The organism is Acinetobacter sp. KH_038 (assembly GCF_057839405.1).
In genome coordinates, this window is the sequence record NZ_CM174489.1 from 2,472,606 (window position 1) to 2,487,347 (window position 14,742).

13 protein-coding genes are annotated in these 14,742 nt (G+C 45.2%); 8 read left to right on the forward strand and 5 right to left on the reverse strand.

Features of this window, described 5'->3' with window-relative positions:
• The first annotated feature begins 6 nt into the window (after positions 1-6).
• The 5 genes from AC3IT7_RS11675 (at position 7) to AC3IT7_RS11695 (ending at position 3,579) form a co-directional block, all read left to right on the forward strand.
• The gene (locus AC3IT7_RS11675; RefSeq protein WP_489248583.1) at positions 7-1,071 is read left to right on the forward strand and encodes a preprotein translocase subunit SecA; all 1,065 of its coding nucleotides are present in this window, start codon (positions 7-9) and stop codon (positions 1,069-1,071) included.
• Positions 1,072-1,230: 159 nt separating this feature from the next.
• Positions 1,231-1,941 carry a septum site-determining protein MinC gene (gene minC / locus AC3IT7_RS11680; RefSeq protein WP_475653493.1) on the forward strand — a complete coding sequence of 237 codons (711 nt, stop codon included), beginning with the start codon at positions 1,231-1,233 and terminating at the stop codon, positions 1,939-1,941.
• Between the two features lie 66 nt (positions 1,942-2,007).
• Entirely contained in the window at positions 2,008-2,820 is an 813-nt protein-coding gene (minD, locus tag AC3IT7_RS11685; protein ID WP_004646120.1) for a septum site-determining protein MinD, read from the forward strand.
• A 2-nt stretch (positions 2,821-2,822) separates the two neighbouring features.
• Complete coding sequence (gene minE / locus AC3IT7_RS11690) at positions 2,823-3,095, forward strand: cell division topological specificity factor MinE (protein ID WP_004279256.1); 273 nt, start codon at positions 2,823-2,825, stop codon at positions 3,093-3,095.
• Between the two features lie 196 nt (positions 3,096-3,291).
• Positions 3,292-3,579 (forward strand): PA4642 family protein, encoded by a 288-nt coding sequence (locus AC3IT7_RS11695; RefSeq protein ID WP_475653495.1) that lies wholly within the window; start codon positions 3,292-3,294, stop codon positions 3,577-3,579.
• 68 nt (positions 3,580-3,647) lie between these two features.
• On the opposite strand, the gene AC3IT7_RS11700 is transcribed toward AC3IT7_RS11695, so the two are convergent.
• Positions 3,648-6,701, reverse strand: a complete 3,054-nt coding sequence (locus AC3IT7_RS11700; RefSeq protein ID WP_489248584.1) for a DNA translocase FtsK — start codon at positions 6,699-6,701, stop codon at positions 3,648-3,650.
• 250 nt (positions 6,702-6,951) lie between these two features.
• Here AC3IT7_RS11700 and trxB point away from each other — a divergent pair, with 250 nt between their 5' ends.
• From trxB to AC3IT7_RS11715, 3 genes are all read left to right on the forward strand, one after another.
• Positions 6,952-7,914: a thioredoxin-disulfide reductase gene (gene trxB / locus AC3IT7_RS11705; RefSeq protein ID WP_489248585.1), complete on the forward strand. Its 963-nt coding sequence runs from the start codon at positions 6,952-6,954 to the stop codon at positions 7,912-7,914.
• Between the two features lie 92 nt (positions 7,915-8,006).
• Positions 8,007-8,738 carry a leucyl/phenylalanyl-tRNA--protein transferase gene (gene aat, locus AC3IT7_RS11710; protein WP_475653498.1) on the forward strand — a complete coding sequence of 244 codons (732 nt, stop codon included), beginning with the start codon at positions 8,007-8,009 and terminating at the stop codon, positions 8,736-8,738.
• Between the two features lie 21 nt (positions 8,739-8,759).
• Positions 8,760-9,575 (forward strand): arginyltransferase, encoded by an 816-nt coding sequence (locus AC3IT7_RS11715; protein ID WP_489248586.1) that lies wholly within the window; start codon positions 8,760-8,762, stop codon positions 9,573-9,575.
• 15 nt (positions 9,576-9,590) lie between these two features.
• Here the strand turns inward: AC3IT7_RS11715 and rimI are convergent, their stop codons facing one another.
• From rimI to fusA, 4 genes are all read right to left on the reverse strand, one after another.
• Positions 9,591-10,049 (reverse strand): ribosomal protein S18-alanine N-acetyltransferase, encoded by a 459-nt coding sequence (rimI, locus tag AC3IT7_RS11720; protein WP_489248587.1) that lies wholly within the window; start codon positions 10,047-10,049, stop codon positions 9,591-9,593.
• A gap of 102 nt (positions 10,050-10,151) precedes the next feature.
• On the reverse strand, positions 10,152-11,036 hold the full coding sequence (locus tag AC3IT7_RS11725) for a metal-dependent hydrolase (RefSeq protein ID WP_489248588.1): 885 nt from the start codon (positions 11,034-11,036) through the stop codon (positions 10,152-10,154).
• Positions 11,037-11,233: 197 nt separating this feature from the next.
• Complete coding sequence (gene tuf, locus AC3IT7_RS11730) at positions 11,234-12,424, reverse strand: elongation factor Tu (protein ID WP_489248589.1); 1,191 nt, start codon at positions 12,422-12,424, stop codon at positions 11,234-11,236.
• 92 nt (positions 12,425-12,516) lie between these two features.
• Positions 12,517-14,652 (reverse strand): elongation factor G, encoded by a 2,136-nt coding sequence (gene fusA, locus AC3IT7_RS11735; protein WP_475653377.1) that lies wholly within the window; start codon positions 14,650-14,652, stop codon positions 12,517-12,519.
• Between the last annotated feature and the right edge of the window lie 90 nt (positions 14,653-14,742).

Consider the following 14,742-nt stretch of genomic DNA (forward strand, 5'->3'; position numbering starts at 1 on the left):
GTAACTATGAAGAACGACAACCCCGATATCACCTCTAGCTCATTTAAGTTTATTCGTAAAGGTACCTGGGGCTGGAAAGTCGCACTGATTTACGACATTTTTATGATGATCCTGATCATTATTAACCTGTTTTGTCTCAGTGCCAATGCCATTTTAATGAGCGATTTTGGTCAATGGTTGTTTGACTTCATTCGTTTACCGGAAATCTTGCATTTTTATAAAAGCGATTTACGCCCTTGGGTGATCATTACCGAGGGCTGGTTTACCACTTTCCTGATCTGTGAATTACTGGCACGCTGGGTAATCGCGATTGTACTGCGTCATCATCGGCGCTGGTGGTTCTTCCCTTTCGTACACTGGTATGAGATTTTATCCATTCTTCCACAGCTGCGTTTCCTGCGCCTGTTGCGTGCAGTCGCGATTGGCTATAACCTGCATAGCCATGGTTATAAAGTCATTCCCAACCGCTGGTATCGCCAAGGTCATTTTTATTACAACATGCTGATGGAGGAGCTCTCCAGCCGTGTCGTATTGACCGTACTCGATGGGATTAAACGTGAACTTAGCACCAGCACTTCACATAAAAAATTGATTGATGATTTGGTGGAACATCATCGTAAATTACTGGCAGTTGCCTTGGCCGATATCTTGCAGGAGTCTTTGGGTAAAGAATTGCAGGCACAACGTACAATGATTGCTAAAAATGTGGGACAAGTGGTGAATCAGGCCATTGAAGACACCCCGGAACTGACCCAGTTATTGCGACTGATTCCAATTGTCGGCAGCCGGATTGAACAGCAGATTCAGAGTATTGGTCAGCGTCTTGGAGAAAATATTACTCAGGGCCTGATTGATCCCTTTACCCATACAGGCCAAAAAGAAAATCCGACTTTTAGCATGATTTCAGATAAAATCAGCCAGATTCAGATTGAACATAATCCACATATTGATAAATTGGTGGAATCGGCTGTTTTTGAAACACTTGAAGCTATCCAGAAACAGGTGAAAGTCAAACAGTGGCAACAGATTTTAGAAGAACATGAGCAAAATCAGCGCTCAATAGACAGATAATTTTATAAGTCCGGAAGCGGATAAAATAGTCCGCTTCTGTTCACATAAAAAAATAACCAAGATCGCTAGAGAATTACGTCAATTTGTTCTAGGATTTGCACTATTTACAACATTGCTTCGACATAAAACCAGCAGGTCAGAAGTATTTAAGGAAGAATTATGGCTGATATACGGATAAAAGGCAGAATGGTCAATGCAATACGCATTAGTCTAGATACCAATGATCATGATGCCATCCGCCAGCAACTTAGCCCAAAATTACAAGCTGCATTTCCACCGGGCACTTTGGCCGTCATCGAAAGTTCAGTTGAACAGGAATTGATTGCCCTGATTCAGTTATTAATCGACCTGGATATACAGCCGATGGCTGTCACTGAAGGTTTACTCGGCGAGCAGGCACGCGCCATTCAGTTCCCGGTTCTGCCGCCCGATCGTCAGCTAGAAGAAATTAAAGCCACAAAAGAGCAAGTGGTAGAAGTCAAGCCAGAACCTGCAGCAGACAATGCCCAGGCAGCGGCAGCGCCAATTGTTGCGCATGTGACTTCATATCATGATGAAATTCTGCGTACCGGCCAATGTATCGTGCAGCATAATGGCGACATTATTATCAATGCCGGTATCAACAGTGGGTCAGAAGTGATTGCTTCAGGCAATATCCATGTCTATGGCAGCGCGCGTGGTCGTGTGATTGCAGGTGTCGGTGGCAATACGGCGGCACGTATTTTCTGTCATAGCCTCGAAGCAGAACTGATTTCGATCGCAGGCACCTATTGCGTAGCAGATGACATTCCTCCGCATGTGGTCAAAAAATCAGTGCATATTTACTTGAATGATCAACAAGAGCTTGTATTTGAAGCTCTACAATTTTAATGTATAAATAAACACCAAAAACCCCATTTTAAACAGGGGATTTGAACCATAACAGGAGTGGATTCGGTGGCGAAAATTGTTGTCGTAACATCAGGCAAAGGTGGTGTAGGTAAAACTACAACAAGTGCATCTTTTGCAACAGGTTTAGCCCTACGCGGTCACAAGACTGTTGTGATCGATTTCGATGTAGGTTTACGTAACCTTGATTTGATTATGGGTTGTGAACGTCGTGTAGTTTATGATTTTGTGAATGTTTTAAATAACGAAGCACGATTACAACAAGCGCTGATTCGCGATAAAGATATTGAAAATTTATATATTTTACCTGCATCACAAACACGTGATAAAGATGCCTTAACAGATGAAGGCGTTGCTCGTGTAATGGATGAGCTTTCGCAGGAATTTGATTACATTATCTGTGATTCGCCTGCCGGTATTGAGCGCGGTGCCATTTTAGCCATGTATCATGCAGATGAAGCCATCATCGTCACCAACCCTGAGATTTCATCAGTACGTGACTCTGACCGTATCATTGGCATGCTCGACAGTAAAACCAAAAAAGTAGAACAAAACGAAGGTCGCATCCGTAAGCATCTGTGTATTACCCGTTTCAATCCGGAACGTGCCGATAAACAGGAAATGCTGACGATTGACGATATTTCTAAGGATATTTTACGTGTACCGACCTTAGGCGTTATTCCTGAGTGTCCAAGCGTTTTACAAGCATCAAATGAAGGTAAGCCGGTTATTCTGTTCACCGAGGCTTCAGCCGGTCAGGCATATGATGACCTGGTTGCGCGTTTCCTTGGCGAAGAGCGTCCTTACCGTCATATCGAGGTAAAACCTAAGGGCTGGTTAGCACGACTATTTGGAGCGTAGACATGGCAGGATTCTGGAGTAAACTTTTTAGTGGCGAGGATAAACCATCAAGTGCACGGACTGCTAAAGACCGTTTGAAGGTGATCGTTGCATCTGAACAGGGCTTGGGTCGTCGCTTGAGCCAGGACAAAATTGACCAGATGAAGACAGAAATCATGCAAGTGGTCAATCGTTATGTACGTGGTGTGGATGAACAGCATATTCAAATGCAGGTCCGTTCTGAAGCCAATATTGAAATGCTTGAAATGAATATCAATTTACCTGAAGAACGATAATCTGATTTTTGATTGGTCAAGTAAACTGATTCAAGGCAAAATATGAGAGTGGCAGAAATAGTAATTTAGCTATATTCCGCCCACTTGAAGCATAGCTTCAAGTCTTGCGACTAGGCAAAGCAGTGCTTTGCTAATCTAGTCTCATATTTTGCCCTTTTTCATGCCGAAAAAACTATATTAGATCAAGGAAATTGCAATGGCATTATCTCAACCAGCGACCTTTAACGAAGAATGGTCAGATGAGCGCGTATTTGCCTACCTGAATCAGCTTCCTCCTGCAGGGGTTAATGCGGACTTTCACGTGCTTTATCATGCTTTCAAGCATATGCGTCCATTTGATTATGAGCGCCTGTTGACCAAATTTGTTGCTGATGGCCGGGATATCAATGCCAGCAATCCTGAAGGACAACGTATTCATGACGTGATTGCAACATTCCCACGTCAAAGTGCAGAGTTTCTGGCGGTACTGGCAAAGTTTGCCTGAGACTAGATACCCTACCCAATAAAAAAGCCTGCTATTGAGCAGGCTTTTTTAGGACTAAGCAGATTGGACTAGACCAAAATCTCACGCTTACCGTTGGCACCCATTGCACTGACAATGCCATTATCCTCCATCTGGTCAATAATCCGTGCAGCACGGTTATAACCCAGACTGAATTTACGCTGGAGTGAAGAGGTTGAAGCCTTGCGGGTTTCAAGTACAAATGCCACACATTGATCGTAAAGTGCATCCCGGTCAGAACCACCATCACCACCATCCTCAAAACCACGGCTGGCTGGTTCTTCATCATATGGAGTCAGAATTTCATCGACATAGTTCGGTGCGCCACGTTCACGCCATGCATCACAGATCCGGTTTACTTCATCATCGGCAATAAAGGCGCCATGTACACGTTCAGGCTCGATTTTACCTGGCCCTAAGAACAGCATGTCACCATGACCGAGCAGGTCTTCTGCCCCCCCGGCATCCAGGATGGTACGTGAGTCAATTTTCGAGTTGACACGCAGTGCCACACGCGTTGGGATATTGGCTTTGATCAAACCGGTAATCACATCCACCGATGGACGCTGGGTTGCAAGTAATAAATGAATACCTGCTGCACGGGATTTCTGTGCCAGACGGGTAATCATCTCTTCGGCTTTCTTGCCGACTTGCATGATCATGTCCGCAAACTCATCCGCAACAATCACAATCGAAGGCAACGGGGTTAAGCGCGGTGCACGTTCACCCACCACTGAATCACTGGCCTTCCAGGTAGGATCGATCAGGTCTTCACCATTGGCAATCGCCTCTTCCACCTTGCGGTTATAGTCGCTCAGTTTACGGATTTTCAGGAAAGACATCAGCTTATAACGGCGTTCCATTTCATTGACACACCAGTTCAATGCACTCACCGCATCTTTCATGTCGGTCACAACTGGCGTCAATAAATGTGGAATATCGTTATAGTTGGCCAGTTCCAGCTGTTTTGGATCGATCAGAATCAAACGTAATTCATTAGGGGTATATTTTAGCAACATCGATAAAATCATCGAGTTAACTGCCACCGATTTACCTGAACCCGTCGTACCTGCCACCAGCATATGCGGTGCCTTGCCTAGATCCGCAATCACAGGATTGCCGGAAATATCCTTACCCATTGCCATCGAAAGAATGCTGTTCGGATCGGTAAAGGCCGGAATGGTCAAAAGCTCAATCAAGCGTACCATTTCACGGGTACTGTTCGGCACTTCAATGCCGATATACGGTTTGCCCGGAATCACTTCAACCACACGGACTGATGCCATCGACATGGAACGTGCCAAATCCCGGGAAATATTGGTGACTTTAGACGCTTTTACACCTGGCGCCAGATCCAGTTCAAAACGGGTTACCACCGGTCCTGGTTGTGCCTCCACGACTTTGGCTTTGACATTAAATTCCTGTAACTTGATTTCCAGCAATTCAGATAAACGCGCCAACTGCTCTTCAGTAAAATTCACTTTTTTATTCGGGTCAACTTCATCCAGCAGATCCAGACCCGGAAGTGGCGATAAATCTTTACGACGTTCAGCCACCTGCATCGCACGTGACATCGGACGGCCGGAAGCATCGGTTAAAGGTGCATCAAAATCGAACTCGTCTTCATCTTGTGGTTTACCAGCAGTCTCTTGCCAGGCTTCCACAAATTCTTCTTTGGATAAGGCTTCGCGTACTGCGGCATTGGCGGCAGAAGGACTGGATAGCGGTTCTACAACCTGATGCTGAATCGGTGCCTGTACAAAAGCAGAAGATTGCGCATAGCTCGAAGTACGTACAGGTGGACTTGGTTCCTCATCTTCAACTAACAAGTCGCCCAGATCATCCAGATCGGTTTGCAGTGCGCTATTTTTTACTGCATGTAAGGTTGCTGCCGATGCCATTAGCGGCGCAGCATTTACCACCTCTTCTGCAAATCTTAGCGGTTTTTCAGCAGCGGCTGCATTAAACGGGCTATGCACATCTGTGGCAGTTTTCCCTTGCGGGACAGCAGCCAGGAGTTCATCAAAAATCTCATCATCATCCCAGTCCAGTCCGGTAGCTGTAGCAGGCGCTGTTCTGGCTTGAACATGGGGCTGAGCTGCTGCAACTGGTGGAGTAACTGCATGGGCAGCTGGAGCACTGTGCTGCTCTTCTTCGGCAGCTTTGAGCAAGGCATCAATATCCTGCTTGTGACGCTGATCCTCACTGGAATGTAAAGCACGCCATACCTCACCTGTTGCTACGACACGATCTGGCTGTGGCGGCACTTGCGCTACCTGGTGCAAGCTTTCGACTGGCTCAGGAGCCGGCGGTACAGCTTCAGGAATATCGTCATGTAACTGTGGCTGTTGTGATTCTTTATCGGCAAAATCATCAAATAGACGTTCAGCGACCTGGTCACGTACAACCGGATCGATTTCTACCAGTTCATGCTCGGGCGCAGGCGTTACTGCAACCATTTTTTTCGCAGCACTGATTGGCTCTTTTTTAGCGACAGTTGCAGTACGGTCAAAATCCGACATGCCTTCAGGGACATTGCGATAGAACAGGTCCTGCAAATAAGCCGGTGTGGCTCTCAGGCTGCTCCAGGTCTTGTTCCACTTCACTCCAAAGGCCAGGGTAAATAATACCCCCCAAAGCACCAGCAGGAAGAATGTAGCGCCGTATACCGTTAGCAACTGCTCCAGACTCTGGCCTAATTCGTAGCCAATAATACCGCCGGAAGAATTATCCAGGGTATCGGCAGGTACTTGCCAGAACAGGAACAATAGCGCTGAGGTAGTCAGTAACAGGAAGAATTGCGCGGCATAGCGGAATGGTCTATTCAGGAAGCTGCGCGGCCACCAGACCTGAACTGCCTCCATAAACAGATAGGCAGGAATCAGCAGGCTTGCCCAACCGAGAAAGCCAAACAGAAGGTCTGCAATCCAGGCACCCGCAACCCCACTGGCATTCGAAACGGTCTGCGTATCACTAGAGATATGCATCCATCCCGGATCAAATGGCGTATAGGTCACTGTTGCAAGAAACAGATAAATCCCAAATGAGACTAAAAATAATGTCATTACTAAGCGCTGTGCATAGGCACTCGACACCGCTGTCATATACTGTCCTGTAACCAATTCTTCATGAATATTCTTTTGCTTCAATGCTTGAAAAAAGCGACCCAATAAAATGCGTATTATGCACCTGTTCTGTGAAAAAAGATGCACTATTGTACAAGTACACTGTGTACTTATTATATATAGCCCAAATCGATTTCAATGATCAATAATATCGACTTTAATCTCACCCCACTGTTATACAGTTTCACGTATAATTCAATAAATTTCTAAATAAAAAAGGATACAGCTGATGAGCGCACGTCACTCACGACTGATTATTTTAGGTTCTGGCCCTGCAGGCTACAGCGCAGCAGTCTATGCAGCGCGTGCAAACTTAAAACCCACTCTTATTGCCGGTTTGCAACTCGGTGGTCAGCTGACCACAACCACAGACGTGGATAACTGGCCGGGTGATCCTGAAGGCCTAACCGGTCCAGCATTGATGGAGCGTATGCAGGCGCATGCCGAGCGTTTTGGTACTGAAATCGTGTATGACCATATCAATGAAGTAGATCTTAGCCAGCGTCCTTTCGTCCTAAAAGGCGATATGGAAGAGTTTAGCTGTGATGCGTTAATCATCTGTACCGGTGCAACGGCTCAGTATTTGGGTCTTGAATCTGAAGCGGCCTTTATGGGTCAGGGTGTCAGTGCTTGTGCCACTTGTGACGGTTTTTTCTATAAAAACCAGAAAGTCATGGTTGTCGGTGGTGGTAATACCGCTGTTGAAGAAGCATTGTACTTATCCAATATTGCTTCGCATGTGACTCTGGTACATCGCCGTGACACATTACGTTCTGAAAAAATCTTGCAAGATCATTTATTTGCCAAAGAAAAAGAAGGCAAGATCAGCATTATCTGGAACTATCAGGTCGATGAAGTTTTAGGGGATGCCCAATCTGGTGTGACCTCAGTACGTATTAAGTCCACTCAGGATGACTCCACTCAAAATGTCGATGTAACAGGTATGTTTGTTGCCATTGGCCATAAGCCAAACAGTTCGATGTTTGAAGGTCAGTTGCAGCTGCGCGACGGTTATATTCAGGTACAAAGCGGTACTGCGGGGAATGCAACGCAAACTTCGGTACCGGGCGTATTTGCTGCGGGCGATATTGCAGACAGTATTTACCGTCAGGCCATTACTTCTGCGGGTTCAGGCTGTATGGCTGCGCTAGATGCAGAAAAATATCTTGATGCGATGGGCAAACTGGACTAAGCAGCAAGAATAAAAATGCCGTCCATTATGGGCGGCTTTTTTATTGCTAGAATGAGATTATGATTTATCTATAGTTTTATTTCAGGTCTGCCATGCATTTACTTCCTCCCTCACAATTTATTTTCCCTGACCCGATCGAGGTTGATCCTGAAGGCGAAGGCTTGATTTGTATTGGTGCAGACCTCTCCCCTTCTACACTTTTTGAAGCCTATACCCATGGCTTATTTCCCTGGTTTGCGGAAGGTGAACCTATTTGCTGGTGGAGTCCCGAACCACGCTGCATTATCCGGCCCCATGATTATCATCCCAGTAAATCCCTGATCCGCAACATGAAAAAATGGGATTATCAAATCACGGTCAATCATGCTTTTGAAAGAGTAATTCGCTCCTGCTCCCTGCCACGTGCTTATGCCGATGAAACCTGGATCAGTGAAGATATTATACAAGGCTATGTCGATCTGTTTGATGCAGGTTATGGTTATAGCGTCGAAGTCTGGGATCAAGATCAACTGGTAGGCGGTCTTTACGGGGTAACAATTGGACAAGGCTGCTTTGGTGAATCCATGTTTAGTACGCAAACCGATGTTTCTAAAATGGCTTTCTATACCCTAATGCTGATTGGGCAGGAAAATCAGTTGCCCTGGATTGACTGCCAGCTGGTCAATGATCATCTCTTAAGTCTGGGTGCCTGTACATTTTCTCGCCAGGCCTACCTTAATTCGTTACAAGATGTTGTAAAACAGCCTGCTATCGATTGGAAAAAGTATCAAGAGGGTGTATTTTCAAGTAAAACAATAGCGCAAAACGCGCGATTAAGTGAATGAAAATAACAGAGGGTACTTGTTATGAACTCTTATCAGCCAAAGTCCCTACTGAACGATTTACAGTATTATATTACGCCGCCACACGATTGCAGCTATTTACCGAATAAGTCGGCGCGCATGGTTTTTCTGGATCCTGCCCATCGTATTGATGTACTGACCCTCTCGGAACTGTCACGTACCGGTTTCCGTCGCAGTGGCGATTTCGTGTATCGTCCGGAATGTCACCTGTGTCGTCAATGCCTGTCTTCACGTGTGCCCGTGACTGAATTTTGCATGAACAGTTCACAAAAAAAAGCCTGGAAACGTAATCAGGATCTGCTGCTAAAAATTACCAGTCCAGAGCAGGCCGGTGACATGCATTATGCGCTGTATGAACGCTATATCAATGAACGCCACGCAGATGGTGACATGTTTCCCCCAAGCCGTGATCAGTTTGAAAAGTTCTTATTACAAAGTTGCACTGACAGTTTCTTTTTAGAATTATGGCTGGATGATCGTTTGATCAGTGTTTCCACCTGCGACCTGCTCGATGATGGCATCTCTGCGGTCTATACTTTTTTTGATCCTGATGAAAACCGGCGTTCGCTGGGCGCATTTGCAATTTTAAAACAGATTGAACATGCACAGAAACTCGGATTGCAATTTATCTATTTGGGTTACTGGGTGCCACATTCCAGCAAGATGAATTATAAATCGCAATATCTGCCACTGGAACTTCTGATTGATGGTCAATGGCGACGTTTAAACCGTGCCCTGAGTGCGCTAGAGATTCAGCATCTGGGAAACTCATTAATGACGACCCTACCTACCGGATGGAATCACCAGATTATTAAATAAGGTCGTCAGTTTCTATTACTTAAACAGGCTGGCAAAGTCATCCGTACATGCCTTTACCATAATAATGGCATGTTCCCGGCTTCCGTTCGCAGCCGGATAATAATTTTTGCGTAAATCAATCTGATGAAAGCCTGCCTTTTCATAGAGTTTGATTGCCGCAACATTCGTTTCACGTACTTCCAGGAAAATCTGCACCGGATTATTTTTCAGCATGGCGATGGAAGCATCTAATAAGCGCCCTCCTAAGCCCCGACCTTGCTGGGCCGGCTCAACTGCCATAAGGAGTAAATTGGCTTCATCCAGAACCGGTTGTAAAATACAAAATCCCACTACCTGCCCTTGCTGCTCGATGACAGTACTTTGATAAGTAGTCACGGCATCTTCAAACTGTTTTAAAGTCCAAGGATGGAATTGAACCGATTTTTCAATCTTTGCAACGGCTGCTAGATCCGCTGCTTGCATTAAACGAATCATCTTCGTTCATCTTATATAGAACTAACCTGCGCATTATAGAAACTTCATCCAAAAAATCGAGTAAAAAAAAGAGCAATTTCAATCGCTCTTTAATTTCCAGGACTATTCAAGCCCGAGTTTAGTCTTCCAGACGGTTAACAGGCCATGTGTATCATGGTCATTGGGATGAAAACCGGGTTTAAAATACATCAACATTTCACGACCCATTCCCGTAATCACCCCTTTTGATGGGCTATAAGCGTAGGTATATATCGCTTTCAGCGAGTCCAGACTCAATTGATTGTCCTGCTTGAGTAAACGCGCCAGGAAATAGCTTTGCACCATAGCTAAAGTTGCCATTGAAATAACCAAAGATGAGGTACGTAGCGCATATGCTTTCAAGCCTTTACCAAAAACACCTTCGAAAACATCATAAGCCACCGCTTTATGCTCGTTTTCTTCAATCGCATGCCACAGCCACATATTTTTCATGGTTTCATCAGTCATCAGTTCCTGGATATGTTCATTACTTAACAACTGCGTGGCAATGGTCGCGGTAAAATGTTCCAGTGCCGTGGTGGCAGTCAAATCTACCATTTCTTGAGTAATGCCGACTGGCTTCAGCAGTTTAGCCATGACTTTCCGTGTAGTCTGAATGACGTTATCGGTATAACGATCTAGTGTCTCGACATCGTGCCCATAGCGCTGTGCCGAGGCATTAAAGCCGACATGTTCATGCGTATGCATGGCTTCCTGGCCAATAAAGGCAGAGATTTCTTTCTGCAAGTCGGCATTGTCTTTGATCGCTGGATGCTGACGCACGGCACGTACACTATCGATAAAGAACTTTTCACCTGCCGGAAACAGTGCAGATAATGCGGTCATAAAATGAGTCAAGCCAGCTGATCCATTCATCCAGTATTCCGGGACATGATTGAAATCAAAATTCATACGTCGGACAGGAAAACTGGCACCTGCACGGTCTGAAATTTTCACTTTTGCGTTCATTGTAGGCTCCTTTCAAGCACAACTGCCTGAATCCATTATTGGTTTTATTGAGCCTAGTTTTATTGATTTCTATTGTATAAATAAGTGCAGTTAAGGTCATGACACTATCAGTTAAGGACATTCAGCAAAGATTGTCTAACAAAAAACCAGACAAAAAAAAGCGCCTCAAAGAGGCGCTTTTTTTACACAATTAGTGATTATGCAGTTACTTTAGCAACTACACCAGCACCAACTGTACGACCGCCTTCACGGATCGCAAAACGTAGACCTGGGTCCATTGCGATTGGGTGGATTAGCTCTACTGACATCTCAACGTTGTCACCAGGCATTACCATTTCCACGCCTTCTTTAAGCGCGATCGCACCAGTTACGTCCGTAGTACGGAAGTAGAACTGTGGACGGTAGCCGTTAAGGAATGGAGTGTGACGACCACCTTCTTCTTTAGAAAGTACATATACTTCCGCATCGAATTTAGTGTGTGGCTTGATCGCACCTGGTTTAGTCAATACTTGACCACGTTGTACGTCTTCACGCTTAGTACCACGTAGAAGAACACCACAGTTCTCGCCTGCACGACCTTCGTCAAGCAGTTTACGGAACATTTCAACGCCAGTTACAGTTGTTTTAACTGTATCTTTGATACCAACGATTTCAACTTCTTCGCCTACTTTAACGATACCAGTCTCTACACGGCCAGTTACTACTGTACCACGACCAGAGATTGAGAATACGTCTTCAATTGGCATAAGGAATGGAAGATCGATTGCACGCTCTGGCTCTGGAATGTAAGAGTCAAGCGCATCAACAAGTGCAACAACTGCTTGCTCGCCGTACTGACCTTCGTCACCGTTAAGTGCAAGAAGAGCAGAACCACGGATCACTGGAGTGTCATCACCTGGGAAGTCATAAGTAGAAAGAAGTTCACGAACTTCCATTTCAACCAACTCAAGAAGCTCTTCGTCGTCTACAAGGTCGCATTTGTTCAAGAATACAACGATGTAAGGTACACCTACCTGACGAGAAAGCAGGATGTGTTCACGAGTCTGTGGCATAGGACCATCAGTCGCAGCACATACAAGGATCGCGCCGTCCATCTGAGCAGCACCAGTAATCATGTTTTTAACATAATCGGCGTGGCCCGGGCAGTCTACGTGAGCGTAGTGACGAGTTGGAGAATCGTATTCTACGTGTGAAGTATTAATTGTAATACCACGTGCTTTTTCTTCTGGTGCAGAGTCGATTGCAGCGTAATCACGTGCTTCGCCACCGAATTTCTTCGCACATACAGTTGCAATTGCAGCTGTTAAAGTTGTTTTACCATGGTCGACGTGACCAATTGTGCCCACGTTAACGTGTGGCTTATTACGTTCAAACTTAGCCTTAGCCATGAGATCTTCCTTTTTAAACTACTCATGCAGGATCACTGCATGAGCACTTGGGTTTAACTATGAATTAGTTTGGGCTTATAGTAATCGAAAGATTACTCGTCGTCACCTTTTTTACCGCCAGACTGGAACTTAGAAATGATGCCTTCAGCCACGTTACGTGGAGTTTCAGCATATTTAGCAAATTCCATAGAGTAAGTCGCACGACCTTGAGACATAGAACGCATATGAGTTGCGTAACCAAACATCTCAGCCAATGGAACTTCAGCACGAATTGCTTTAGTACCACCAGGAAGATCGTCCATACCCTGAACCATACCACGACGACGGTTTAAGTCACCCATGATATCGCCCATGTAGTCTTCTGGAGTTTCTACTTCAACTTTCATGATTGGTTCAAGAAGGATAGGATCCGCTTTCATGAAACCATCACGGAAGGCATAAGAACCCGCCATTTTGAACGATAATTCGTCAGAATCGACATCATGGTAAGAACCGTCGAACAATGTCGCTTTGATGCCTACTACTGGATAACCAGCAAGTACACCATTCTTCATACGTTCTTGGATACCCTTGTCAACCGCGCCAAAGAATTCTTTAGGTACTACACCACCTACAACTTCTTCAACGAATTCGTAATCTTTTTCTGATTCTGGATCCATCGGCTCTAAACGTACGTATACGTGACCGAATTTACCTTTACCACCAGTTTGACGTACGAATTTACCTTCTTGCTCAACCGATTTTTTGATCGTTTCGCGGTAAGAAACCATTGGTTTACCAATGTTTGCTTCAACGCCAAATTCACGCTTCATACGGTCAACAATGATGTCAAGGTGAAGCTCACCCATACCAGCAATAATAGTCTGACCAGATTCTTCGTCTGTACGTACGCGGAATGATGGATCTTCTTTCGCCAAGCGACCTAAAGCAACTGACATTTTTTCTTGGTCAGCTTTAGTTTTAGGTTCAACTGCAAGTGCAATTACTGGCTCTGGGAATTCCATACGTTCTAGTGTAATGATGTGATTTTCATCACATAATGTATCACCAGTAGTCGTGTCTTTAAGACCTACACACGCTGCGATGTCGCCTGCACGAATTTCTTCGATGTCATGACGGTCGTTCGCGTGCATCTGTACGATACGGCCAACACGCTCACGCTTCATTTTTACTGGGTTATAACACGGGCTACCCGCTTTAAGAACACCAGAGTAAACACGTACGAAAGTCAGGTTACCAACGAATTTGTCGTTCATGATTTTGAACGCTAACGCAGCAAACGGTGCTTCGTCAGATGCTTCACGAGAACCTTCAGACTCAGCTTTGTCATCAAGGATACCCTTGATCGCTTCAACGTCAGTCGGCGCTGGCAAGAATTCAATTACTGCGTCCAACATACGTTGAACACCTTTGTTCTTGAATGCAGAACCACAAAGCATTGGTTGGATTTCGTTGGCTAATGTACGCTTACGGATACCAGCAACGATTTCTTCTTTAGTCAGCTCTTCGCCTTCTAGGTACTTGTCCATGAGTTCTTCTGATGCTTCCGCAGCAGCTTCAACCATGTTAGTACGCCATTCTTGAGCCAGTTCAACCAACTCAGCAGGGATTTCGCCATATTCGAACTTCATACCTTGAGATGCTTCATCCCAGATAATCGCTTTCATTTCGATTAGGTCAACAACACCCTGGAAGTTTTCTTCTGCGCCGATTGGAACAACGATTGGCACTGGATTACCGCCAAGACGTGTTTTAACCTGTTCAACTGCACGGAAGAAGTTCGCGCCAGTACGGTCCATTTTGTTAACGAACGCAATACGTGGAACTTTATATTTATTTGCTTGACGCCATACAGTTTCTGACTGAGGTTGAACACCACCTACAGCACAGTAAACCATGCACGCACCGTCAAGAACACGCATAGAACGCTCAACTTCGATTGTGAAGTCAACGTGTCCCGGGGTGTCAATTACGTTAATACGGTGTTGTTCGAACTGGTTGCCCATACCTTTCCAGAAGCATGTTACAGCTGCTGAGGTAATGGTAATACCGCGTTCTTGCTCTTGTTCCATCCAGTCCGTAGTTGCCGAACCTTCGTGAGTTTCACCAAGTTTATGGCTCTCACCTGTGTAGAACAAAATACGTTCAGAAGTGGTTGTCTTACCTGCGTCAATGTGCGCAGAAATACCAATGTTACGGTAACGAGAAATTGGGGTTTGACGTGCCATGATTTCTAGCATTCCTAAATTTTGTTGTTTAAAACAGGACGCTTTAAGCTGCATAGCAACTTAAAGCGCTTTGGTGACAAAACCATGACG